Annotated in this window: 19 protein-coding genes; 9 read left to right on the top strand and 10 right to left on the bottom strand. The window is 70.2% G+C overall.

Translation table 11 applies throughout. The features are described from left to right. Positions 1 to 35: 35 nt before the first annotated feature. On the bottom strand, positions 36 to 1,187 hold the full coding sequence (locus ACH4SP_RS04400) for a S1 family peptidase (RefSeq protein ID WP_398409087.1): 1,152 nt from the start codon (positions 1,185 to 1,187) through the stop codon (positions 36 to 38). Between the two features lie 465 nt (positions 1,188 to 1,652). On the opposite strand from ACH4SP_RS04400, the gene ACH4SP_RS04395 reads away from it, so the two are divergent. Further along, complete coding sequence (locus ACH4SP_RS04395; RefSeq protein WP_398409086.1) at positions 1,653 to 4,490, top strand: glycosyl hydrolase; 2,838 nt, start codon at positions 1,653 to 1,655, stop codon at positions 4,488 to 4,490. 115 nt (positions 4,491 to 4,605) lie between these two features. Here ACH4SP_RS04395 and ACH4SP_RS04390 read toward each other — a convergent pair whose 3' ends face one another. After that, a complete protein-coding gene (locus ACH4SP_RS04390) occupies positions 4,606 to 5,673 on the bottom strand; it encodes a LacI family DNA-binding transcriptional regulator (RefSeq protein WP_398409084.1) in 1,068 nt (355 codons plus the stop codon). Positions 5,674 to 5,885: 212 nt separating this feature from the next. Between ACH4SP_RS04390 and ACH4SP_RS04385 the strand changes: the two genes are divergently transcribed. After that, a complete protein-coding gene (locus tag ACH4SP_RS04385; RefSeq protein ID WP_398409082.1) occupies positions 5,886 to 6,602 on the top strand; it encodes a hypothetical protein in 717 nt (238 codons plus the stop codon). A gap of 53 nt (positions 6,603 to 6,655) precedes the next feature. On the opposite strand, the gene ACH4SP_RS04380 is transcribed toward ACH4SP_RS04385, so the two are convergent. Beyond that, complete coding sequence (locus ACH4SP_RS04380; protein ID WP_398409080.1) at positions 6,656 to 7,624, bottom strand: LysR family transcriptional regulator; 969 nt, start codon at positions 7,622 to 7,624, stop codon at positions 6,656 to 6,658. Positions 7,625 to 7,716: 92 nt separating this feature from the next. Between ACH4SP_RS04380 and ACH4SP_RS04375 the strand changes: the two genes are divergently transcribed. Beyond that, the gene (locus ACH4SP_RS04375) at positions 7,717 to 8,562 is read left to right on the top strand and encodes an alpha/beta fold hydrolase (RefSeq protein ID WP_398409078.1); all 846 of its coding nucleotides are present in this window, start codon (positions 7,717 to 7,719) and stop codon (positions 8,560 to 8,562) included. A 95-nt stretch (positions 8,563 to 8,657) separates the two neighbouring features. Here the strand turns inward: ACH4SP_RS04375 and ACH4SP_RS04370 are convergent, their stop codons facing one another. Together ACH4SP_RS04370 and ACH4SP_RS04365 are read right to left on the bottom strand one after the other, a co-directional pair. Beyond that, a complete protein-coding gene (locus ACH4SP_RS04370) occupies positions 8,658 to 8,939 on the bottom strand; it encodes a hypothetical protein (protein WP_398409076.1) in 282 nt (93 codons plus the stop codon). 211 nt (positions 8,940 to 9,150) lie between these two features. Next, positions 9,151 to 10,245: an endonuclease/exonuclease/phosphatase family protein gene (locus ACH4SP_RS04365; protein ID WP_398409074.1), complete on the bottom strand. Its 1,095-nt coding sequence runs from the start codon at positions 10,243 to 10,245 to the stop codon at positions 9,151 to 9,153. Positions 10,246 to 10,492: 247 nt separating this feature from the next. Here ACH4SP_RS04365 and ACH4SP_RS04360 point away from each other — a divergent pair, with 247 nt between their 5' ends. The 3 genes from ACH4SP_RS04360 (at position 10,493) to ACH4SP_RS04350 (ending at position 13,479) form a co-directional block, all read left to right on the top strand. After that, complete coding sequence (locus tag ACH4SP_RS04360; protein WP_398409072.1) at positions 10,493 to 10,678, top strand: hypothetical protein; 186 nt, start codon at positions 10,493 to 10,495, stop codon at positions 10,676 to 10,678. A 469-nt stretch (positions 10,679 to 11,147) separates the two neighbouring features. After that, positions 11,148 to 11,747 carry a snapalysin family zinc-dependent metalloprotease gene (locus ACH4SP_RS04355; protein ID WP_398409070.1) on the top strand — a complete coding sequence of 200 codons (600 nt, stop codon included), beginning with the start codon at positions 11,148 to 11,150 and terminating at the stop codon, positions 11,745 to 11,747. A 484-nt stretch (positions 11,748 to 12,231) separates the two neighbouring features. Next, positions 12,232 to 13,479, top strand: a complete 1,248-nt coding sequence (locus ACH4SP_RS04350; RefSeq protein ID WP_398409068.1) for a heparan-alpha-glucosaminide N-acetyltransferase domain-containing protein — start codon at positions 12,232 to 12,234, stop codon at positions 13,477 to 13,479. A gap of 85 nt (positions 13,480 to 13,564) precedes the next feature. Here the strand turns inward: ACH4SP_RS04350 and ACH4SP_RS04345 are convergent, their stop codons facing one another. Together ACH4SP_RS04345 and ACH4SP_RS04340 are read right to left on the bottom strand one after the other, a co-directional pair. Further along, positions 13,565 to 15,028, bottom strand: coding sequence for a tetratricopeptide repeat protein (locus tag ACH4SP_RS04345; RefSeq protein WP_398409065.1), 1,464 nt, complete (start codon positions 15,026 to 15,028; stop codon positions 13,565 to 13,567). 2 nt (positions 15,029 to 15,030) lie between these two features. Then, on the bottom strand, positions 15,031 to 18,522 hold the full coding sequence (locus ACH4SP_RS04340; RefSeq protein WP_398409062.1) for a CHAT domain-containing protein: 3,492 nt from the start codon (positions 18,520 to 18,522) through the stop codon (positions 15,031 to 15,033). Positions 18,523 to 18,580: 58 nt separating this feature from the next. Here ACH4SP_RS04340 and ACH4SP_RS04335 point away from each other — a divergent pair, with 58 nt between their 5' ends. Both ACH4SP_RS04335 and ACH4SP_RS04330 read left to right on the top strand, forming a co-directional pair. Next, positions 18,581 to 18,994 carry a hypothetical protein gene (locus ACH4SP_RS04335; protein ID WP_398409061.1) on the top strand — a complete coding sequence of 138 codons (414 nt, stop codon included), beginning with the start codon at positions 18,581 to 18,583 and terminating at the stop codon, positions 18,992 to 18,994. Next, the gene (locus ACH4SP_RS04330) at positions 18,991 to 19,917 is read left to right on the top strand and encodes a hypothetical protein (RefSeq protein WP_398409059.1); all 927 of its coding nucleotides are present in this window, start codon (positions 18,991 to 18,993) and stop codon (positions 19,915 to 19,917) included. The genes ACH4SP_RS04335 and ACH4SP_RS04330 overlap by 4 nt, the downstream gene beginning before the upstream one ends. Before the next feature lie 120 nt (positions 19,918 to 20,037). Here the strand turns inward: ACH4SP_RS04330 and ACH4SP_RS04325 are convergent, their stop codons facing one another. Beyond that, positions 20,038 to 20,826, bottom strand: a complete 789-nt coding sequence (locus tag ACH4SP_RS04325) for an alpha/beta fold hydrolase (protein WP_398409057.1) — start codon at positions 20,824 to 20,826, stop codon at positions 20,038 to 20,040. 169 nt (positions 20,827 to 20,995) lie between these two features. Between ACH4SP_RS04325 and ACH4SP_RS04320 the strand changes: the two genes are divergently transcribed. Continuing rightward, the gene (locus ACH4SP_RS04320) at positions 20,996 to 21,472 is read left to right on the top strand and encodes a MarR family winged helix-turn-helix transcriptional regulator (RefSeq protein WP_398409055.1); all 477 of its coding nucleotides are present in this window, start codon (positions 20,996 to 20,998) and stop codon (positions 21,470 to 21,472) included. A 96-nt stretch (positions 21,473 to 21,568) separates the two neighbouring features. On the opposite strand, the gene ACH4SP_RS04315 is transcribed toward ACH4SP_RS04320, so the two are convergent. Continuing rightward, positions 21,569 to 22,822, bottom strand: coding sequence for an MFS transporter (locus tag ACH4SP_RS04315; RefSeq protein ID WP_398409053.1), 1,254 nt, complete (start codon positions 22,820 to 22,822; stop codon positions 21,569 to 21,571). Continuing rightward, the gene (locus tag ACH4SP_RS04310; RefSeq protein ID WP_398409051.1) at positions 22,819 to 23,697 is read right to left on the bottom strand and encodes an isocitrate lyase/phosphoenolpyruvate mutase family protein; all 879 of its coding nucleotides are present in this window, start codon (positions 23,695 to 23,697) and stop codon (positions 22,819 to 22,821) included. The genes ACH4SP_RS04315 and ACH4SP_RS04310 overlap by 4 nt, the downstream gene beginning before the upstream one ends. Positions 23,698 to 23,734 lie beyond the last annotated feature (37 nt).

Below are 23,734 nucleotides of genomic sequence, written 5' to 3'. Positions count from 1 at the left end.
CGGGCTCGGCCGGTGGTCAGGCCGTGTCGGCCGCGTCAGGCCGTGTGCAGGGTCAGTCCGTAGCGGTTGAGGATCTCGTTGACGGGCTGGTGCCAGGTCTCTCCCCCGCTGCTGCAGTTGCCCCAGCCGCCGGAGGTGACGCCCTGGGCCTGGTCACCGCTGATGAACGAGCCGCCCGAGTCGCCCGGTTCGGCGCACGCGTTCGTCTTCGTCATCTGGTGGACAGCGCCCTGGCTGTAGTTGACGGTCTCGTTCTTGGCGAGCACTGTTCCGCAGTGCCAGTGGGAGGTGGAACCGGAACGGCAGATGGACGCGCCGACGGGTGCCTCGGCCGAGCCGCGGACGAGTTGGTCGGAGACCGTGCCCCAGCCGAGGACCACCGGGACGGTCCACCAGCCGCTGCCGACGTTGACCCAGGCGTAGTCGTTGTCGGGGAACGAGGAGCCCTGGAAGTTGCCGATGTACGAGCGGTCCCAGCCGTTGACGCCCTGGCCCGTGCCGCCGCAGTGGCCCGCTGTGACGAATCCGCCGTGCACGGAGAAGCCGATGGAGCAGCGGACGTTGCCCGTGTAGTACGGGTCGCCGCCGACCGTGCCCGCAGCGAGGGTCGTCGGCTTGTGGTGCGTGGCCCGGACCGTCAGCGGCCCGGTGCTGCGCGCCTGCGCGAGGAAGCGCTTGACATCGTTGTCCTTCTGTCGTTCGGTCTGGACTTCCACCACGATCTTGTTGGTCTTCCAGTCGACGTGCCAACTGCTCACGCCGGTGGGCGCCTTGAGGGAGTCCAGGCGCCGCAGGTTCGTTTCGAGCTGCCGGGCGTTGCGGGCGACCGGTTTCACGGTCGCACCGGCGGCCCGCACCTCAGCGGCCTTGTCCTGACCGGCGAGGGCTACGGTCAGACGCCCGTCGTCCGGGGTGAACCACGAGCCGGCGTAGTCGGCTCCCGCCGCCGCTCTGGCCCGCTTCTCGACGGCGGTCGCCTCCTTCTCCGCGGCGAGCCGGGCCTCCGCCTCGCTCCGGGTGAGCCCGAAGTCGCGCTGCATGGCCGTGAGTACGCCCGCGGACGCCGGGGCGCGAACGGCCTCCGGGGCGTCCTCGGCCGCGGACGCGGGGGCGGATCCGACCGTTGCCCCGGCACCTGCGACGAGGAGTGCGGACAAGGCGGTGCGCAGAACTGCCATACGTCTCATGTGGGTTGGCCCTTCGTTCGTTGTTCCGGCGATGGGGGGATGGAACAGTACGATGCGATCTGAGAGCGCTCTCAGGGCGTGCCGGTGAGGAGACTAGCGAAGGAACGCGGGCAGGTCCATGCCAATGCAGCGCGCGCATGCGCCGGGCACGACGGGCAGCGGGCAGCGGGCAGCGGGCAGCGGGCAGCGGGCAGCGGGCAGCGGGCAGGACAGTAGTGATGACGCGAGTCGCGATGACCGCGTCGGATGCACATCACCGACGCACACCGCCGACGCACACCGCCGCACAGAAGCTCCCCGCCCGCTTACGCCCCATCAAGGCTCGAAGACGCAACGGACCGACGATGTGCCCAACTCCCCTACTGGCGCCCCCTATTGACACTTGCGTTTCCGCAGTCCTACGTTCCTTGACGTCTGAGAGCGCTCTCGATAGGCCCTTCCCGTCAAGACTTCGAGGTGCCGTCCATGCCAGATCCCCGCTCGCACCCCACCCCCCACAGCGAAACTCCCCGCAGCAGAACTCCTCGCAGCGAAACGCCCCGCTGCAGACCGGTCGCCGCTCTGGTCCTGGTCGCCGCGCTGGCCGCCGTCGGGCTCGGCCCCGCCGCCTCACCGGCGGCGGCAGCCAATGTTCCGGTGGGTTCCGGCAGTTACTCCGACACCCGCCCCGCAGGAACCTCGGGCCCCACCACCAACACCGGCGCCCCGGTCACCCCCAAGGTCACCCCGGCGGCCAAGGGCAGGCCCGTTCCCACCAACGACTGGTGGTCGTCCCTGGCCTTCCAGCGGTACGGCGACAACCCGTACTCCACCCCGATGTACGGACACCCGCTCACCTACCAGGCCACTGCGGGCGGCCTGGAGGTCGGCTACCCCACCACCCCCGCGGTCGTCGGCGAGGGCCGCCAGTACGAGTACGCGCACAAGCGCGACCTCACCCTCGGCCTCACCCGCCTCAACTCCCCCGACACGAAGGCCGATTCCTGGTCGGACTGGACCGTCACCCCCTACTGGTCGGACGGCGCCCGCACCCTGCGCACGACCATCGGCCACGGCCTGCCCTTCGTGTACGCCAAGGGCTCGGGCGGCAACGCCCAGATCACCACCGCCGCCGCACCGGCCGTCTTCGCGGACCAGGGCAACGTCCTGGGCATCACGGTCGCGGGTCACCACTACGCCCTCTTCGCCCCGACCGGCAGCGACTGGAACGTCTCGGGCTCCACGATCACCGCGGGTCTGGGCGCCAAGGACTACTTCTCCCTGGCCGTCCTCCCTTCCGCCGACGCGCTCGCCACGTACAAGAAGTACGCCTTCAGCTTCGTCACCGGCTCCAAGGCGACCTGGTCCTCCGCCGCGGGCTCGGTGAAGGCCGGTTACACCCTCACCACCCAGGCGCAGGAGGGCAGCGAGACCGGTACGCTCCAGGCGCTCTACCGCCACCAGTGGCTGCACACCACCGACCCGCTGACCTCCTACACCTATGTCTCGCCGCGCGGCACGATGAAGGTCCGCGAGGGCACGGCCTTCACCACCACCCAGAAGTCCTCCCCTGTACTGCCCGCCCTCCCGAAGTCCTCGGGCGTCGACCGGGCCCGCCTGAAGACGTATCTCGACGAGGTGGCGAACGCGGCCGACCCGTTCTCGGGGGCCACGGACACGTACTGGACGGGCAAGGCGCTCGGCAGGCTCGCCCAACTCGTCCCGGTCGCCGACCAGTTCGGCGAGAGCGCCACCCGCGACAGACTCCTCGGCCTGCTCAAGGGCCGGCTCCAGGAGTGGTTCACCGCGGGCGGCGCGAGTGAGTTCTCGTACGACAAGGACTGGCAGACCCTCACCGGCTACCCGGCCTCGTACGGCAGCGACACGGAACTCAACGACCACCACTTCCACTACAGCTACTACGTCTACGCCGCCGCGATCGTCGCCCAGTACGACCAGGCCTGGGCCGCCGACTCGGCGTGGGGCGGCATGGTGAAGACCCTCATCAAGGACGCGGCCAACCCCGCCAGGGGCGACACGGCCTTCCCGTTCCTGCGGGGTTTCGACGTCTACGCGGGCCACAGCTGGGCCTCCGGACACCAGGGCTTCGCCGCGGGCAACAACCAGGAGTCGTCGTCCGAGTCGACGAACCTCAGCGCGGCCCTCGTACTCTGGGGTTCGGCCACCGGAAGCACCGAACTCCGCGATCTGGGCGCCTACTTGCTCACCACCGAGTCGGAGGCGATCGCCCAGTACTGGTTCGACGCCGACGAGCAGGTGTTCCCCGCAGGCTTCGGCCACGACACGGCCGGGATGGTGTGGGGCAGCGGCGCGGCGTACTCGACGTGGTGGACGGCGAACCCCGAAGAGATCCACGGCATCAACGTCCTCCCGGTCACCGGCGGTTCCCTCCACCTGTCCGGGCACAAGGCCGCGATCCGGCGCAACCTCGCCGAACTCGTACGGGAGAACGGCGGGCCCGCCGTCGAGTGGCGCGACATCCTCTGGGAGTTCGAGTCACTCGCCGACCCGGGCGCCGCGAAGTCCAAGTGGGATGCGGGCAACGGCGGTTACACGCCGGAGCAGGGCGAGTCCAAGGCGCACACCTACCACTGGACCGGCACCCTGGACGCGCTCGGCGCCCCCGACACCGGGGTGACGGGCGACATCCCGACGTCAGCGGTCTTCACCAAGGGGACGGTACGCACCTACGCGGCGCACAACTTCGACCCCGCGCCCCGCACCGTCACCTTCTCCGACGGCAAGACCCTCACCGTCCCGGCCCGCTCCACGGCGACGGGCACCGGAACCGGCGGCGGCCCGGACCCCGACCCCGACCCGCCCACGGGGAACGTCTTCCAGCTCCGCACCGGAGGCACGCTCACCACGGCGACCGGAACCACGGCCGGCAGCGACACCCTCGCCCCGGCGGACGGCACGAACCACGACGGCATCCCCTACCGGCCCTTGGTCTACGAGGCGAAGCAGGTCAACGGCGTCCTTGCTGCGGGCGGTTCCACATCCTTCCGCCTCCAGGTGGACGCCGGAACCGCGGTCGGCCTCGGCCCGCAGGCCAGGATCAGCTACGACCTCACGGGCGACGGCACCTTCGAGCGGACGGAGACCTACCGGTACTTCGCGACCGACCCGGTGACCGGATGGGAGACGTACGGCGAGGGCAGCGGCCTGAAGTCGGCGACCGGTTCGCTGGGGAACCTGAAGGGCGGGACCGTACGCCTGGAGGTGTGGTCGGCGATCGGGAACGCCCCGGCGAAGCTGAGGACCGGGACGGCCGATTCGGTACTGACGATTCCTTTCGGCTGACCGGCTGACTGGCTGACCCAGCTTGATCCGACTGACCCGGCTTGACCCGGCTGACCCGACTGACCCGGCTTGGCCCGTGACGGGCGCCGACGGGGCTCTCCCGCCCCGCCGGCGCCTACGCCGAAGCTCTCCGCACCAGGACGGTGGGTGTGATCACCGGCTCCGGGACCGGCGCCCCCGACCCCCTCTCCCCCAGCAATCGCATCAGCAGCCGTACCATCAACCGGCCCATCTCCTCCACGTCCTGACGCACCGTCGTCAGAGGAGGGTCGATCCTCTCCACCACCGAGGCCATGTCGTCGAATCCGACCACGCCGACATCCTCCGGAACCCGCAGGCCTCGCTCGCGCAATGTCGCCAACGCCCCTGCTGCCATGAGGTCGTTGGCGGCGAACACCGCGTCCAGGCCCGGCTGCCGGTCGAGCAGTTCGGCCATCGCACGCGCACCGCTCTCCTCCGTGAAGGCCCCCTCGCTGATCAGCTCGGACCCGACACCCGACAGTACGTCGCGATAGCCGTCGGCCCGGTCCAGCGCGGACGTCTGGTCGAGCGGGCCCGCGATGTGCGCGATGTTCTTCCGCCCGAGCGAGACCAGGTGCCGTACCGCTTCCCGTGCTCCGCCCCGGTTGTCGCAGTCGACGTACGGCACTGCGGGTCCGGATGCCGCACCCTCGGACCCGGCCCGGCCCGGCTTCCCCGGCCGCCCTCCGAACACCGACGGCACCTTCGTCCGGCCGATGATCGCGGGGAGTTCGTCGTCGTCGTGCAGCGAGAAGGCGAGCGCCCCGTCGACGTGGCCACCTCCCAGGTAGCGGGCTATGCGCTCGTAGTCGCCCGGTCCTTCCACCCACAGCAGGACGAGTTGGGAGTCGTACGCCGTCAACTCCCGGCTGATTCCGCGTATTTGCTGGGCGAAGAAGGGGTCCGAGAAGATTCTGAACTCCGGTTCGGCGATGATCACGGCGACCGCGCCATTGCGCCGGGTGACCAGGGTGCGGGCCGCGTGATTGGGAACGTATCCCAGCTCCTCCACCGCCTGGCGCACCTTCTCCACCAGGGACACCCGGACACCGGCGCCGCCGTTGACGACGCGGGAGACAGTGGCCCGGGAGACACCGGCACGGGCCGCGACCGCTTCCAGGGTGGGGCGGGCCGTACCGAACCCAGGAGTCTGCTCGGGCAAGGGGTGCTCCTCGGCTACGTCACTCGGCTGCCGGGACAGGCTACCCGCCCCGATCCACGTCCAGGAGGGCTCCCACCGACCGCACCGGCACTCGGGAGATTGCGCCATACGAGGGACCTCTTGTGCGCTCGCGCGCCCTCGGGGCTCCGCATCAGTAGCTTGGTGAGTCCATGCCCTGATGGGCGGCATCGTCGGTTCGGGAGGAACGTGCCATGCGCAGGTTTTCCGTTGTCGCGGCAGCAGTTGCAGGAGCCATCGGCCTGACCCTGGGAACCACCGCTGTGGCAGAGCAACCAGGAGTGCAGCCGGCCGAGCGCTATCTCAACCTCCACCAGTGCGTCTACGTCGGCAGCGGCGGGCACTACACGAACGTGCTCCCGAACACGGCGAATACCGCCTTCAACACGGGCACCAACATCTCCAGCACACCGGACAGCGCGCTCTCCTGCAGTCCGGGTGGCGGGGGCTGGAAGCCGGCACCCGCCAACTCTGCGGTGAAGGACTTCGATCTCACCGCCGGTCGGTACCTGAACATGCATCAGTGCGTGTACTTCTCAGCCGGGCAACACTACACAGCCGTGCTCCCGAACACCCCGAACGTCAACTTCAACACCGGCACCAACGTCTCCGACACGGCCGATACGAAGCTGAACTGTGCTCCTGGTGGGGGTGGTTGGCGACTGCTCCTGGCCAACTCCGCCGTCAAGTCGTTCGACCTGGCCAACAACCGGTACCTCAACCTGCACCAGTGTGTGTGGACTTCGAGCGGGCAGTACTACATGGGTCTCCTGCCCAACAGCCCCAATACCAACTTCAACACCGGTACCAACGCGTCACAAACAGCCGACACCGCCCTGAACTGCCGCGTCGGGGGCGGAGGTTGGGCTCTCGACCGTATCGACTCGGCGTATCTCCCCCTGGGCGGTTGATTCGACTCGGGCAGTGCTCAGACCGGCCGCAGCACCGTGTCCCTGCCCGTTCGTCAGGCAGGGGCCGGGGCGCGGTCGTCTTCTTCTCGCGGTCCGAGTGGGCCGAGCCGGTGGTCGAGCGCGGCACCGACCACGGGGCAGTTCCCGCGGATGACGTCGAGGAAGGCGTTCAGTGCCGGGGAACGGTCCCGGGCGCTGAAGGACAGGACCAGATCGGGCAGCGGCGTGCGCGGGGTCACCTCGCAGAACCACGTGCCCCGTCGTGGGGCCGTCAGCATGCGAGAGGGTCCCAGACCGACGCCCACCCCGCAGGCGGCGAGGCCGATGATGGTGTGGATGTCCCTCGCGACGGTCGCGCCGGAGAGCGCCGGGGAGTCCTTGCCCAGCAGGGTCCGCAGCCCGGCGACGACGGCGGGCTCGTCCTCCTCCGACGCGACGATCAGCGGCTGTCGCCGCAGCCGGTCCACGTCCACCGACGACTGACCCGCGTACGGGTGTGTGCTGTTCACGACCGCGACCAGGTGGTCGTGTCCGATCGGAACCGATACCAACTGCTCGGCCCCGATGCCCCCTGGCCGGCCGAGGCCGATGGCCACGTCCAGTTCGCCGGCGATGAGCCCGGTCGTGCTGCGCCTGGTCGCCATCTCGTGCAGTTCCAGCCGTACGTCGGGCCGTTCGCGGCCGAACCGGCAGAGGACGTCCGGCAGGGGTTCGAGCAGCGCCGAGGCGATGAACCCCAGGCGCAGCCGTCCCGTCTCGCCGCGCGCCGCCCTGGCCGCGTCGACCGAGGCCGCCGTGATCTCGTCGAGCGCCCTGCGCGCCCGGGACAGGAAGGCCGTGCCCGCAGCCGTCGGAAACACCCCCTGGCGGGTGCGATCGAACAGGCGGGCACCCACTTCCCGTTCGAGGTCGGCGATCTGCTTGGAGAGCGGAGGCTGCGCGATGCCCAGCGCACCGGCCGCCCGGCCGAAGTGTGCGTGCTCGGCGAGGGTCAGTGCGTACCGCAGGTGCCGCGCCTCCATGTCAGCCTCCCAGCCATATCTCCCAGGTATCGTCGGCAAGCTTGTCAGATCTTTCGCTGGATGGTCGGGGCCGGGTCGCGTGGAATGCGGTCATGACTGATTCCTCCTCCACAGACGCCGTCTTCGTCTTCGTGCACGGGGCCTGGCACAGCTCCGCGCAGTGGGCGGCGACGCAGCGCGCACTCACCGCACTCGGTGCCGCGAGCACGGCCGTCGACCTGCCGGGACACGGCTTCGAAGCGCCGCTGCCCAGCGGATACCTCCAGCCGGGCCAGCCGGGCCTGCTGACCGAGAAGTCCGCGCTCGCCACCGTGACGATGGACGACAGCGCCGAGACCGTGCTGGACACGCTTCGCCGGGCCCGCCGCCACCGTCGTGTCGTGCTCGTCGCGCACAGCGCGGGCGGCGGCCCCGCGTCACTGGCTGCCGAGCGCGCACCCGAACTCGTCGACGAGATCGTCTACCTCTCGGCCTTCGTGCCCGCCGGACGGCCCCGGTTCTACGGCTATCTCGGCTCGCCCGAGAACGCCACGGAACGCGACCAGGGCCTCAACCTCGGCGACCCCGAGGAACTGGGCGCCGTGCGGATCAACCCGCTCTCGCCGGATCCCGCCTACGTCGAGGAACTGCGGCAGACCTACTACCAGGACATCGCTCCGGACCGCTTCGACCGCTGGCGCACGGCACTGAGCCCCGATCTGCCGCTGTCGATCCCGAGCACCCCGGTCATCGTGACTCCGCAACGGTGGGGGCGCGTCCCGCGGACCTTCCTGCGCTGCGCGGACGACCAGGCGATACCGACGGCCGTGCAGGATCTGATGATCGAGGAAGCCGACCGGGCCGTGCCCGGCAACCCGTTCACGGTGCGCACCCTCCCGGGCAGCCACAGCCCGTTCGCCGCCCGGCCCCGTGAGCTCGCCGCGGCTCTGCTGTCGTGAGCGGTGGATTCCCTGTGCTGCCGGTGGTGCTCAGCGCCACCTTCGTACAGGGGTGCAACATCCTGGCAGTGGCCGGTTCCGCCGCTGCCTGAGCCCTACTGCCACTGATCGTCCTCACGGTGCACTTCGGGGATCGGCCCGAGGAGCGTCCACCCCGGCTTCAGGGACCGGGTGCTCCGGAACCCGCGGTCCTTCGCGTACGCCGCCACGTCCGTGCCGTCGGACACGTGCATGATCGTGTAACGCGGCGGGTCGTCCCCGTAGAAGCGGAAGAACGTGCGCCCGTCGTCCTTCGACTGACGCACGATCACGTCGACGCCTCGCAGGGCATCGCCGAAGGCGCCCCCGATGCGGTACCGGTCAGCAACCGTTTCCATCGGTGGCAGGGCCTGTCGAAGCGGGTCGGGGACATCTCCGCCGCACAGCGCAGCACCCCGTTCGACCCGCTGCTCGCCGAAGCGTGATGCCTCGGTGCTGGTACCGGTGCCGGTGCACGCCGGTGCGCGCCGGTGCCCGCAAACGCCGGATCGGGCAGTGGCCCGGCCGCGGCCCGGGAGGTTGCCCCCGGGCCGCGGCGGTCACGCAGGGTCAGCGGGATCGGGTGGTGACGCGGAAGGTGCTGAGCACCGCCTTGTGGTCCGTCGGCCAGGTCCAGTCCGGTTCCAGGAACCTGTCCCTGCCGGTCTCCCTCGTGCGGACGTTGCGCACGATCGATCGCGAAGGACCGACGACCACGCTGTCCAGGAGCCGGATCCGGCGATCCGGGTGGTAGAAGACGAAGTCGATCCGGTCCCGCTCGTCCGCCTTCGGGGCCCAGGTGAGTTCCTCCACCTTCGCGCCCGGGTTGTCACTGGGCCAGGTGAAGCCCGGAGTGCGCACCGGGTCGGGGTGGATCTCGCGGTAGCTGTCGCGGAAGCCGGCGTTCTCGATGGCCTTGGTGGTGGACCACTCGATCTGCGCACCGTGGTGGTCGAACAGATTCCGCGTCCTGCGGGTCCAGTCCCGGTGCGAAGGTTCATTGAAGTCGCCCGCCATGACCGTGAGCCGTCCCCTGCGCCTCTCCCGCGCGGCGTCGGCAAGCACGGTCCTGGTCACGGCAGTGCGCCCCGACGCCTCGTTGAGGCGCATGATCAGGGCGGTGTCGGTGATCGGGCCGGTCGGAATCTCGCCCCAGCCGTACTCGGACGTCTCCAGCGGCGACGGCGTTCCGCCGCCGTAGCCCCGGGGCAGGTAGGTCACGTAGTAGCGGTACTCCAAGTGCCCGGAGTACGCGACCACTTCGGTGCCGCCCACCGATATCACCGCCTTGGACCAGGACGGGAACGACTGGTGCTCGATGATCGGATACCGCGAGATCACCGCGGGGTCGGTGGGATTGGCGTTGTCGTAATAGGTCAGACCCCGGGCGGCGAGATCGGACAGCAGGTGCGCGACCCGCTCGGGATTCGACTCGCTGAGCATGACCACGTCGGGACTGACCGCGGCGACGGTGTCCGCGATGCCGGCGCGGCCGCCCTGCACTCGGCTGCCGCCGAGCCAGATGTTGAACTGGAGGATCTTCAGTGTTCGGTGTGTCCCACGGCCGCCCGGGCCGGAGGGCCTGGCCTCGGCGGTACCCGCACCGACCACCCCCGCCCCCACCGCGGCACCCACCAGACCGAGCAGTTCACGACGTCTTACCACGCGGAGCCTCCATGTTTCACAGACCGGACGCGGCCGAGCACCGCCCGACGCGCTGGTCGGAGTCTTGAGGCACCCGGCATACGGAACCTGAACGTCCGCCGAACTCTTCGCCGCTCCGGAGGACGGGGCCGGGCGTTCGGCCGTTCAGGAGTTCGGCAGTCCGAGAGTTCGGGCGTTCAGAGAGACGCTACTCATGCCGATATCCGGAGAGGCCGTTGCCCCCCTCTGACAACCCGGAGCAGTCCCCATGCGCCTCGTCGCCGCCTTCGTCCTGTCCGCCACCGCGATGCTGCTGTCCCTGAACGCGTCCCAGGCCGCCGTGGCGAACGTCCCCCTGCACGCCTGCTACATCGACGAGTACGACACCGCGCACTGCGAGAACCACCCGGTGTGCAAGGAGCACCCCGACGGCTCGATCAGCTGCGTCGTGTAGTGGCAGGTGGACATCTCCTTGTGGCACACACGGCGTCATCGCACGCCCTGTCCCCCGGCCCGGAAGCGGCGGAGCCCGGCGCCCGCTCCCACTGAACCGCCCCCGGACCGAGACGGTGATCAAGGGCGCCCGGCTGCTTGAGTCGTACGGGACGTACGCCGGCCGGGAAGCCGTGAACGGGAACACCCCGGGTCCGCGGTGCGCGTCGCGCGGGGACGGATCCCCGCGCCCACAGGCCAGGGCGTCTCCCCGGCCGTCGGGTGCATCCACAGACGTTATGACCGGCTGACATTGGCGGAGGCCGACGCAGTGCCCCCACACTCCCAACCAGTACACCTTGACAGTGCATCGACAAGCGAGGCGGTTGCTCCTCCCGGGAGGTGCCGATACCCGCCACCCGCGCCACCGGCCCCGTCTCTCTCCCCTCGCCTCGCCCCCCCGCAGAGACCAGCCCAATGAAGGGACAGCCATGCCCCACTCGAAGTGGATCGCAGCAGTCGGCACCGTCGCAGCCATCACTGTGATCACGCTGCCCGCGGCGCACGCCGCGCCTGCGCCCGCGCCCGCGCCCGCGCCCGCAACGGCTGCACCGGCCGGCGTCTCCGCAGCCACGACCCTCTACTACGACGACACCCGGGCCCGTGGCTGGGAAGCCGCCATAACGGCCGGAGTTGCCTCCTGGAACGCGAACACCACCCAGGTCAAGCTGGCGAAGGTCAGGCCGGGCACCCGCGCCGAGATCCAGATCGTAGCCACCAACGGCTGGCCGCAGGCCACGCTGGGTCCGGTCCGTCCTGGCGGACTGGCCAGGGTGGAACTCGGCAACCTCGCGGTCACCGAGGGCCATGACAAAACCCGCATCGCCGCCCACGAGATCGGTCACAATCTCGGCCTGCCCGACACCAAGCCCGGACCGTGCTCCCAGCTGATGTCGGGTTCCAGCGCCGGTACCAGCTGCAAGAACGCCGTCCCCAACGCGACTGAACGGGCCCGGGTCGAGGCCGCCTACGCCAACCGTGCCGCCACGCGCACCCCGGCCGACGGTCGCATGCTGGTCGACGCGCCCTGACCGGGCGCACCGGACGACGTGCCGGAAAGCGTTCGAGGGCGCTTTCCAGCACGTTGGCATCACACGGCTTCCGTCCGCGGCGACCCCCGCAGAACGCTCGGCGTAGATCGGCCGGCCGCCACCCGCGGCCGGGTCGGGCGCGGTGCGGTGCGGAAGACACCCGTGTCCTTGTCGAGGAGCTGGCGCAGGTTTTTAGGACAACCTTCAACTCGCTGAATCTCAGGGGATATACGACCGGACGACCGACGTCTCACGGAGTGTTCGCCCCCGACTGACCGCAGCCGGAACAGGCCTCGGAGGAAGTCCTGCCCGTCCTCCGCAGCCGCTGCCTGAACGGTCCACGGCTGCGGACCGATCTCCAGCGGCGCCCCTGCCGCCCGGCCGGTACCACCCGGGTTCATCGGAGCGAATAAGTAGGGTAATACGAGCGCCGACATCGAACGGTGCCCTCCACCTGCCGCCGACGAGAATCCATGAGCCTCACGTGACAAAGGCCGGGCCCACCGCCAGACCCGAACCTCTCATATCCGCACCCGCACCCCCCTCCCGGGCCACCGCCGCCCCGGCCCCCGCCGCCCCACGCCGTCTCCTCGGCGTGGACGTGGCGCGTGCCGTGGCCGTGCTCGCCATGTTCGCGGCGCACGTGGGCCCGAACCCCGAGCCCTCGGGCGCGGGTTGGCTGATGGTCGCGGCCGACGGCCGGGCCCCTGCCGTCTTCACCCTGATAGCGGGCTTCTCCCTCGCCCTGGCGCACGGCGGCCGTCAGCCGCGCCGCGCCCCGGGCGGCTTCCGGGCCGTCGCGGTGCGCTGCGCCATCATGGCGCTGCTGGGTCTCCTCCTCACCGCGCAGCCGGGCGTACTGATCATCCTCACCTTCTACGCGGCGTACTTCCTGGCCGCGGAGCCCTTCACCCGGCTGCGCCCCGCCGTCCTCACCGCCTGCGCGGCGGCCGGGGTCGTCCTGGGTCCGCTCCTCTCCTACGTGATCGGGCCTCTGACCGGCCACTGGGCGTCCGGACGCGGCGGTACTCCCGCGCTGTCCGACTTCACGACCTGGTCGGGCGCGTTCGACTTCTTCGACAAGCTGCTGGTCACCGGCGCGTACCCGTTCCTCACCTACTTCCCCTACGTACTCGTGGGTCTCGCCCTCGGCAGGCTGGTGGACGTCCACCGCACCCGGCCCGTGCTCCGGATGACCCTCTGGGGAGCCGCGGCCGCGGTCGCCGGTCACGGAATCTCCTGGTGGGCGGTGGAACACGGCGGCGGCAGGCAAGCACTCCTTGAGGGCATAGCCCGGCACCACTCCTGGGCGATGGACAGGCCCGATCCGATCGTGTCCGTGCTCGCCCACCAGGTCGGCGCGATCCCTTCGACCGACTGGCACTGGCTGCTGCTCTCCCGGCCGTACAGCCAGACGCCGTTCGAGACCCTGGCGAACGCGGGCGTGGGCGCGGCCGTGATCGGACTGTGCCTGTTCGTGGTCCGTGTCCGCCCGCTGGCCGCCGTGCTGAATCCGCTGGCCGTGACCGGGACCATGGCCCTGTCGGTCTACGTCGTCCACGCGTTCGCGATCTCCAACTTCGTCCACGGCCCGGACGGCTGGGTCAAGCTGCTGTGGTTCTGTACGACGGCGGTGGTCGGCTGCTGGGTCTGGCAGCGCTGCTTCGCCCGCACCGCGCTGCGTTACGGGCCGCTGGAGTCAGCTCTGCGTGCGGTGACCCGCAAACTCTGAAGCCGCTCGGCCGGCGAGCAGTGCGTGGCCGGACCGGGCGGGGCGTGCAGTGCGCGGCGGCCCGCCGCGTCCTGCACGGGGCCCGTCACCGCCTCCAGTCGGGTTGCCCCAGCGCGAGCGAAGCACGGTGCGCGGCAAGGGCCCGGACCAGAGGATCGGAGAAGCCAAGTCCTTCGATGATGTCTGCGAGGCGGTCCTCCAGCAGCTCCTCATGGGCTTGATCCTGCTGATCCTCCAGGAGGAGGACGATGACGTTGGCGGCCGTGACCAGAGTTTCGTAGTGAGTGCGGCCCAGGCTGCGGTCCGCCTCCGCCAGCGCTGCCTGGGCCGCGGCCAGCGCCACGTCGGTACGGCCACGCAGTTGGTCGATGTGCATGAGCCGGTATCGGGCGGAGACGATCAGCGGATGGCCGTCGCCGAGGACGCCTCGTCCTTTGTCGATGGCTTCCGTGAACGCGGCCTGGGCCTCGTCGTGCTGCCCTGCGTCACGCAGCACCGTGGCCCGTTCGATCATCGCTGCGAGCGCCGACTGTGAGATGTGCTGCTCGGGGTCGGCGGAGCGGAGTGCCGCCCGGTGCTCGATCTCCTTCAGGTCCCGGGCGCTTCCCTGCCGTTCCTCCTCCTCGGTACCGTGCTCTTCCTCCAGTGACCGGCGGGCCCGGTACAGCGCTGCCCGGATGTCCAATGTGTCGGAGTCCCCCGCTCCCAGCGCCTCCTCGAACCGGGGGAGGATCTCCTCCCAGAGCGCGACCGCCTCGGCGGTCCGCCCGGCCCGTTCCCAGATCACAGCAAGGTTGTTGCGGGCCATGAGCGTGTCACGGTTTCCGGTCCCCCGCGTCGCGGTGCTGTGCTCGATGATCCGTTTCACGATCTGCTCGGCGCGCTCGTACTCGCCCGCGTGCAGGAGGATGCCACCCAGGTTGGTGTATCCGTCCCAGACCGAGGGGTGTTCCGCGCCCTGGGCCTCGATGCGTGCCTGAACGACCTTCTCCAGCAGCCGTGCGCCGCGAAGGGGTTCGCCCGCCTGGTCATGGGCGGCCGCGAGGTTCGAACGGGCGGTCAGGGTGAGGGGCGCGTCCCTGCCGACGTGTGCTTCACAGGTCCGTACGAAGCGCTGGGCGAGGGGTACGGCCCTGGCGCCCATGTCGTTCTCCAGCAGGATGACCACGGTGCGTGCGACGATCACGGCCCCGTCCGCGAAGTCGTCCTCGGGCCGGGTCTGCTCCGTCCAGTACGTCAGGTGCGGCAGCATGGCGAGGCAGTGTGCCGTCTCGCTCGGGCTGTCCGGTTCTCCCAGGAAGTCGCCGAGAGCGAGGATCGCCTCGTCGCGGCCACGGATGCCGTGGGTGGCGCGGACCTGGCGGCGGGCTTCCTCGGAAAGGGTGCAGCGGCCGTCCTGGTGCCGGATGAGCATGCCCTGTGCCGCGAGCTCCGCCACGGCTTCGGCCGAAGCCGTCGGCAGGCCCGGCGGAAGCGGGTCGGGGCCCAGCCAGGCCGCGGTGGTCAGCAGGGCGGTGGCGTCGTCCGAGAGGCCGTTCGGCTTGTTCATCGTCAGGCTCCCGTGTGTACGTACGAAGCCCAGATCGTCGGCGTCGCGGGGTAGCGCTCACGTAGTTCTCGTACCGCGGTGTGCAGTGCGCGGGCGGAGTCGTCCGTGTGCGGCGGATGGCTGCCGGAGTCGGTGAGGTGGCCGTAGAAGGAGCGCGTGACCTCGTCGGCCACGCCGTCGCTGACCGGCCAGAGAGCACCGATGACGTGGCGGAATCCGGCGAGCTGGAAGGCACCGGTCAAGTGCAGGCTCTCGTCGGTGAGATCGGGGCTGACCTCGGACGTGCTGCATGCCGAGAGCATCGCCAGCTGTCGGCCGGACAGCTGCAGGGCGGCGAGGTCGGCCACGGTCAGCGGAGCCGCCTCGTGGTCGGCGAGCAGCAGCTTGCTCGTGCCCGGCGAGTGCACCTCTGTCATCGCATGGCAGGCGAGGTGGACGTTGGCGTGGCCCGGGAGGGCGGCCAGCACGTTCGCCCGGGTGGCCGTGGGGCCTGCGAGCAGCGTGGCGTCGCGCAGCAGTGGGCGCAGGGCGGCCACCTCGGCCTCGACGCCGTGCAGCGCGGGTGCGGAGGGCGGCTCGGACTGGGCGACGATCAGCGTCCGGCCGTGGAGAGCGCTCGGCTCCATGCGTCGCACGAAGTCCAGCGCGCGAAGGCTCGCGGTGTACGAGGAGATCACTCGGTCCAGTGCGCCCGTGTCCGCGCCGGCGGCGTGCCAGGGCAGGTAGTTGAGGAAGCCCAGCGGACACCACCACAGTCGCGGCCAGGCGCCCTCGGGCGTCGAGGTCAGGCCGAGTGCGCGCAGAACGGGTTCGACGGCGCACTCCCACAGCCAGGCCAGGGTGTCCCGCACCTCGGCCTGCGCCGTCAGGCGGACCCGGAGGGGGTAGGCGTCGCTGATGGCGTAGTGGCGGGCGGTGAGGAAGGTCAGGACGCGTTCGCTCGCGGTGCGGAAGTCCAGTTCGGGAAGGTCCAATGCGCGTACGGGCTGCTCAGGGTCGCCTGTCAGGAGGAGTGCATGGGCGCCCGAGGAGGCTGACGCCACCATGACGACGGGTCCCTCTGCGGCGATCGCGGCCAGGTCGAGTGGTGGGGGCTCCGGGACCGTGGCGCGCAGCCGGTTCCAGCGGGTGGTCAGCTCGACGCGCTCGGCGGCGATCCGGCGGTCGAGTTCCCGTTGCCGTCCCATGCCTTGGGGGAGGGAACGGTCCCGGGCGTCCAGTGCGCGCAACTGTGCGGAGACTGCGTGCAGTTCGACAGCCGTGGCGGGTTCGAGCCGTGTGTCGTTCCGGATGTCCATGACGTCTTCGGACAGCAGGCCACGGCTGCGTTCGAGGAGGTGCACGGTACGGACCGGGTCGTCGGCGGCCAGGCCGATGGCGATGATCTGTTCGGTCAGCAGCGAGTAGCTGCGCAGCGCGTGCTCCCGGTCGGACCACAGTGGACCGGACGCCACGTTCAGCCGCAGTACGTCGACAGCGTTCGCCAACCGGTCCATCGCGGCTGCGCCGCCGGCGCCGGCCAGGGAGGTCTGCATCAGGGCGGCCCGCATCCGGGTGGTCGGCTGGGCGTCGGCCGCTCCCACGACGCGGTCGAGTCCGGCGAGGGCCGATTCCCGCATCTCGTCGTCCTGGGTGAGTCCGGCCAACTGGATCTGTGCCGTCGCGCGTTCCACCCGGACGGCTGTCAGGGTGACGGGGACCGCGGATTCACCGAGCGCCAGCGCCCGGTCGGCCAGGGCTATCGCGGCGCGCAGTCCGTCCGCGTCGTCCTCGGTGGCGGCCAGCAGTCTGCGCGCACGGCACAGTTCGTTGAGGGCGAAGGACGCTGCGCGGTCGTCGGCCGCGGTCAGCGAGAGTGCCCGTTCTCCGTGGCTCACCGCCTCCCGGATCGTGGTGACCGGTTCGCCGGGTACCAGGGAGTAGAGGTCCGTGAGGATCGCGGTGAGGCCGCACAGCATGTTCACCTGGACGTGCTCGGGCAGGTCGGGCAGCTCCCAGGCCCTGCGGTGGGCGTCGAGCGCCTCGTGCAACAGGGCCTGGTCGTTCAACCGGGTTGCGTACCGGTGCAGGATCATGCCGTGCGTGGCGATCAGGGACGCGCGGTGCACGGCATCCGTAGACTCCAGTTCGGCGACTGCGAGCCTGCTGTGGTGCACCGCCTCCCGTTGGGCCTCCAGATCGCCGGTCAGCTCGAAGAGGACGCTGTGTGCCTGCGCCAGATTGGCCAGGGCGACGGACGGGTCGAGGGCCTCGGCGCGGCGGGCGTGTCCGACGGCCCGTTCGGCGAGGTCGACCGCCTCCCGTGCGACGGCCGGGTCGTGCATGAGCTGAGCCAGGCGGACGAGCGAACTGGCGATGTTGTTGGCGGCCTCCCCGAGCGCCTGGTCCTCCTGGGCGACGGCCAGGATCCGGCGGCCGAGCGCGATGAGATCCCGCTGTGCCTCCAGGTCGCGGTGGCCGTCCCGTTCGGCGGCCTGGAGCGCGAGAAGGTACAGCGCACGCAGCGCGGGTACGTCCGCGGGGAGTTCCGGCGGTGGGTGGGCGAGCGCGGCGCGGCAGAACTCGGTCACCGCCCGTTCGTGTCCCGGAGCGGACAGCAGATCGCGCAGCAATGCGCTCAAGTTGCTCAGCGCCACGGGCCCCGCCGTGGCCGCGGCACCGCGGAACACTCGCAGCGCCTCGTAGCAGGGCTCGTGGTCGTCGGTCAGTCTGCCGAGTTCGACGAGCGCACCACCCAGGTTGACCGCATGTGTGGCCTCCGGATCGTCGGAACCGAGACGGCATCCGGCACGGAAGCAGTCGACAGCCAGTCGCGCCGCGTCCACGTCGTCGTCGAGTTTCGCCAAGGTCAGTGCGGACAGGCCCTGGTTGCCCCACACGACTGAACGCGACGGGTCGTCCGGCGGAATTCTGTCCAGTGCCAAGCCGCAGACCTCCAGCGACTCGCGGCAGACCTCCCGGTCCTCGGTCAGCGCGGCCCGCAGCAGACCGAGCTGGACGCTCAGCATGGTGAGGAGGCGGGTGAGGGAAGGGTGGTCAGGGCCCGCGGCCTGCCGGGCAAGTCGCAACAGGTCGACGCAGAGCAGGAGAGTGGCTCGGTCGCCCGACCGGGTGTAGCGAGCGGTCGGCTCCAGATGCAGCACCCACCACACATCTGGGTCGGTCGTGAAGCCGGTGTCGGCGGAGAAGTGCTCCCAGGGGCAGATCCCGCTGTCGTACGTGGACGTGATCATGCCGGGCAACGGCGTCGTGCCGGCCGCGTGCACCGGGCCCAGTAACTGCACCGCGGCGACGAACTCGACGAGCTTGCGTTCGGAGGACTGGGCCAGGAAGCGGCGGAAGAAGTACAGGCCGCAGACAGTGAGCACCTCCAGGTCGATGCCGGGGCCGCGGTGGCGCAGCAGCCGCACCGCGTCGTGGAGCGCCTTCTCGGACAGAACCTCGTCCGAGCCGGCCCCCTGCTCGGCGACCTTGTGCAGCAGGTACGAACGCACGCCGACCCCCCGACGCTTAAGTGCTTACATATCAACTTACCGCCGATACCATGCAGTTGTGCCTGACGACTCGAATGTGCGCGGCGCCGGGGATGCGCTGGTCGAACTCGCCGAACGCGTGGGACGCCTCTGCCGCGAGCACGCACGCAACGGACAGCTTCTGGGCCTGCTGGAGGCGGCGGGAAGAGAAGACCTCATGGAGACCGTCACCGGCTTGCTCGCCGCTCCCGAGCACGCCCCGGACCTGATGAGCCGGACTCTCGACGCGGTCGAACGGGTACTGGCCGAGCAAGGGGTGCACGGGCTGACCCGACCGAACCGCGAGTGGGCACGACTGCCGGGTGTCACGGCCCGTACCGAACCGGTCGTGGTCCATGTCTGTCCGGCGAATCGCTGCACCCGGGCGGAGCAGGCGCCCGCCCACTGCTCGCTGACGAACCAGGCCCTGGAGCCCGTCACCCTGTCGCCATGACCACCTTCCTCCAGGAACTGTCGAAGAGGGCTGCCGAGCGGTGGGCGACGCTGTTGCTCGGTCCGGGCTTCCTCTTCGTCATCTGCGTGGTCGTAGGCAATCACCAGGGGTTCGGCCACGCCCTGGACCTGGACCGGCTGCGTGCCTACGTTCGGGCGGTGGCCACCGACAAGGCCCTCCAGGAGACCGGGGGACTCGCCGTCGCGGTGGGCGTGGTCCTGGTCTGCTCCGCGGCGGCCGGTCTCGCTGCGGCAGCTGCGGGGCGGCTGTGCGAACGCGCCTGGACGCCGACCGGGCCCCGCTGGTACGTCCGCCTGCTGACCCTGTGGCGAGCCAGGCACTGGGACCGGGTGGACCGGGCCCTCACCAAGGCCGTCGCAGATGCCGGCCGGCAGGTGGCGCGTGAGAGGCTGCGCGGCCCGGCACCGCAACGAACGTTCCCGGCGGTGGAGCGGCTGCGTGCCCGGCGGAGGGCCCTGTCGCCCGGCCGGCCCGACCGCCCGACCAGGTCGGGTCAGCGGATGGAGGACGCGGCACGGCGCGTGGAACGCCGCTACGGGCTGGACCTCGCCGAGATCTGGCCCCATGTGTGGGCGGTCGCCGACGGCCAGGTCCGCGACGACATTCAGCTCGTGCGCGACCATCACGCCGCGGCGGGGAGGCTGGTGGCATGGAGTGCGGCCCTGCTCGGCCTCACCGCGGCCACCGGGTGGTGGCCCGCGGCTGTCCTGGCAACCGCCTTCGCCGGCATCGCACTTCGGAGGGGGCGCGCGGCGATCGACACCCTTGCCGTCCTGGTCGGCACCGCGGTGGATCTGTATGTCCGCGACGTCGCCGATCGGATGGGCGTGCCCTCCCCCGAGCCCTTCACCGCGACCGGGGCGGCCAGGCTCCGGGCGATCCTGCGACCGGAGCCGTTCTGACCGTCCCTGCCCCTTCCTGACCCTCCCTGCCCCGCCCTGACCCCCCTGCCCCGCCCTGCCCCTGCCCCCTGCCCCGTTCCGACCCGGCCGACTGGCCGTGATGTGGGGGGTGTTGGCAGGTCACAGGGGTGCGATGAAGTCCTGGACCAGCTTGATGAATTCATCGGGCTTCTCGAAGAAGGCCACGTGACCCGCGTCGATCTCGGCGTACGCACTGCCCTGTATCGCCGCGTGCAGAGCCCGGCTGTGGTCGACCGGCACGGTGACGTCCTGGGTGCAGCCGATCACCAGCGTGGTGGCCTGGATCTTCGGCAGCAGGTGGCGGACGTCCACGCGCAGGTCCAGGTCGACATGGCGCAGGGTGCCGGGGGTGGGCGGCATGTTGGGGATGAGCTTTTCGACTTCGTCCCGGCCGATGGAGTTGAGGAAGGAGCGGCTGAAACCGGTCATCGTGACGCTGCGGCCGAAGGCCTGTGCGTCGGTGGTGCCGAGCTGCTGCCAGAGGGTGAACAGGTTCCTGAGGTACTCGTCGCTGTCCGTGTGGGCCCATCCGGCGACCGTGATCAGTCGCCGCACCAGGTCGGGGCGGGTGGCGGCGACGGCGGCGACCACGGGCGAGCCCATGGAGAAGCCCAGCAGATCCACCGGGCCGACCGCTGCGTCCTCGATGACGGCGACGACTTGTTCCGCCAGACCTTCGACGGTCAGGGGTGCTCCGTCGTCGTCGGTCAGTTCGGTGCCGGACAGGTCGGGGGTGATCACCGTGCGTCCGTCGGCGAGTCGGGGGGCTATCTGTCCCCACGTCAGCCCGGCGCCGGCCGAGCCGGTCCCGTGGACGAGGACGACGGCCGGCCCGGTGCCGGTGCGGGTGTAGTGAACGCGGGCGTTGCCCACAGAAACGGTGGTCATGACTGCCTCTTTTCGCGGTAGGTGACGGACGGCGGGAGGGGATACCTCTCGCCGCCATGACCGCACCCCAGTTGTTTGACGTGCGGAATATCGCTGAGGCAAATAACTACACCCAGTTATTCCTCACGTCAACTATCCGCACGGCAAGCACCGCTGTTACGATCGGACCATGCCCGCTCCCGATGTCTTCGACGACCCGCGCCTCACCACGATGGGCCTGCTCCTGGAGGCCCACGACGGGCTTCTCGCCAAGCTGGCGCCCACGTTGAAGAAGGGCGGCCTGTCCGCACTGGACTTCAATGTCCTGATGCGGCTGAGCCGCTCCCCCGGCCAACGGCAGCGCATGAGTGACCTGGCCGCCCAGACGATGCTGTCCACCAGCGGCATCACCCGCGTCGTCGACCGCCTGGAGCGGGCGGAGCTGGTCAGCCGCGAGCCCTGCCCGGACGATCGCCGCAGCACCCTCGCGCTCCTGTCCCCCGAGGGCGCCGACCGTCTGCGCCAGGTCCTCCCCGACCACCTTGAGGCGATCGAGCACTGGTTCACCGGCCGGCTGGCAGCCGAGCAGCTGGATGCGCTGATCGCCGGGCTGCGCACGCTCCGCGACGCCGTCCACCCCGACGCCGCCGGCTCGCCGGCACTCTGATCGGCCCTCATTCCCGACTGTGACGACACCGGCCCAGCGAGGTCGGACCCCTCTGGACCGGTCCCGCACCTCCGGCAGGTCAACAGGGTGGGTACGTCACCTGGTCCGCGGGCGCTGCGCGGCGCAGCGCCCGCGGCGGAGCACGGTGACGCCGTGCACGGCCGCTACGGCCAGACCCAGGGCCAGGCAACCGAGCCAGAGGGCGCGTGAGCCCCAGCCCTGCAGGATCGCCATCCCCAGAGGGGCGCCGAGCACCAGGCCCAGGTTCCACACGAAGAAATAGGCTCCCTGGTACGAACCCACCCGGCCCTCGGGGGCGTGACGGACCAGGAAGGCCGAGGCCTGCGGGACCAGGAGGATCTCTCCGGCCGTCCAGACGAGAATCGCGGCCGCGTACGTCCAGGGGGTGTGGGCCAGGGCGTTGCTGCCGAAACCGATCGCCAACAGCAGGGCTGCCCACAGGAATTGGGCGGACGAGCCGATCCGCTTCACCAGCCGGGCCACCAGGGGCAGGGCTGCGATGATCAGCAGTCCGTTGAGGGACATCACCAGTCCGTACTGCCGAGGTGACAGACCATGGCCGGCCATGTCCAACGGCAGGGTGGACTGCTTCTGCAGGTAGATCGCGGCCAGGCAGAACGACAGCAGCAGGAAGGGCGCGACCGGTGCGGACCGGAAGGGTTCGGTGGCTCGGGACCAGACCTGCGTACGGCCGGCTGTCGGCTCATTCCCGTCGTTCTCGCACGGTCTGCCGCACCCGGCGGACCCGGGCAGCCGCAGGGCAGCGGCGGAGTACAGCAGCGCCGTGGTGACGTTGAGAACGACGAGCCAGTGTGCGGAGGTCTGCAGGAGGAATCCGGAGACGACAGGCGAGACGGCCGCACCGATGTTCCAGGCCCAGTAGAGCAGGCCGAACGCACGAACGTGCTCGGAGGCCCGAACGGTGGCCGAGACCACCACGGTCCCGGAAGCCCTGTGGAGGGTGGAGGAGACGCCGCACAGGAGGACGAGGGCGGCGAGCGCCCCCGGTTGACGTACCGTCAGGAGCGGCAGGAGGGCTACGACGGCGGCAAGCTGCGAGATCAGGATGGTGCCGCGGGGGCCGACGCGATCGGCCAGCGCCCCTCCCGCCAGGGCTCCGGCCAGGGCCCCCGCACCCCAGCAGCCCGCGAGGATGCCGAGCACGCCCGGGGGCGTGCGGGCCTGGGCCGTCAGGTACAGGGAGAGAAAGGCGGGCACGAGAGTACCCAGCCGGTTGAGCAGGGTTCCTGACCACAGCAGCCAGAAGGTCGCGGGAAGCGCGGACCCTGCCTCGTGGGCCCCTTTCCTTGAGGGCTGCCGCAGCCTCACGCCGTCTCAAGGCCCCGCCAGGCTGTCAGTTGCTGTACCGCGAAGATGTCGCCGACTGACGCGATCTGGCCTTCCAGATCGGTGGTGGTGCCGTTGTCGAGGATCGACCGGTAGGCGTCGCGGAGCGCATGCATGGTGGCGCGCAGACCGTGGTTGGCGTAGATGACCGCCGACACCCCGGCTTTAGCCGCGTCGTCCACATGCCAGTCGGGGTAGGTGGTGGGCACGATCACGACGGGTGCCCGGTCCTCCCACTGTTGGAGAAAGGCGAGAATCGGCTCGTTGGTACGGTCCTTGGAGTGCACCAGGACCGCATCGGCCCCTGCGTCCACATAGGCATGGCAGCGGTCGAGTGCGACGGGCACGCCGAGGCCGTCGATGAGCGCCTCGGTACGGGCGATGACGAAGAAGTCGTCGGTGCGCTGAGCCTGCTTGGCGACCCGGATCTTGGAGCAGAACGTCTCGGCGTCCAGGAGGGTCTGGGGAGCGGAGACGAAGCTGTTCATCTTCGGATAGAGCTTGTCCTCCAGGCACACCGCGGTGATGCCGGCCGCTTCGTATTCGTGCACCATGTGCGTGACGTTGAGGTTGTTGCCGTATCCGGTGTCCACGTCCGCGACCACGGGGATACCGGTTCCCCTCTGCGTGTGGACGGCGGAGCCGAGGTATTCGGTCATGGTGAGCACGCTGGCATCGGGTAAGCAGCGTGCTGCGGAGATTTCGAGGCTGGAGGCCCACACTCCGTCGAAACCGGCTTCTTGGGCGAGCCGGCCGCCCAGCGTGTCGTGCGCTCCGACGAGGCGAGCGGCCTTCCCTTGCGACTGGCGGTGTGCCAGGACGGAGCGGAACGACGGGTAGGTGACGGGCTTGAGCATGGCGGTGCTCCTCGTGTCGACGGTGCGGATGTGTGTG

This window comes from Streptomyces sp. NPDC021093, assembly GCF_044333135.1.
Lineage (GTDB): Bacteria > Actinomycetota > Actinomycetes > Streptomycetales > Streptomycetaceae > Streptomyces.
This window is presented reverse-complemented; position numbering and strand designations above follow the sequence as displayed.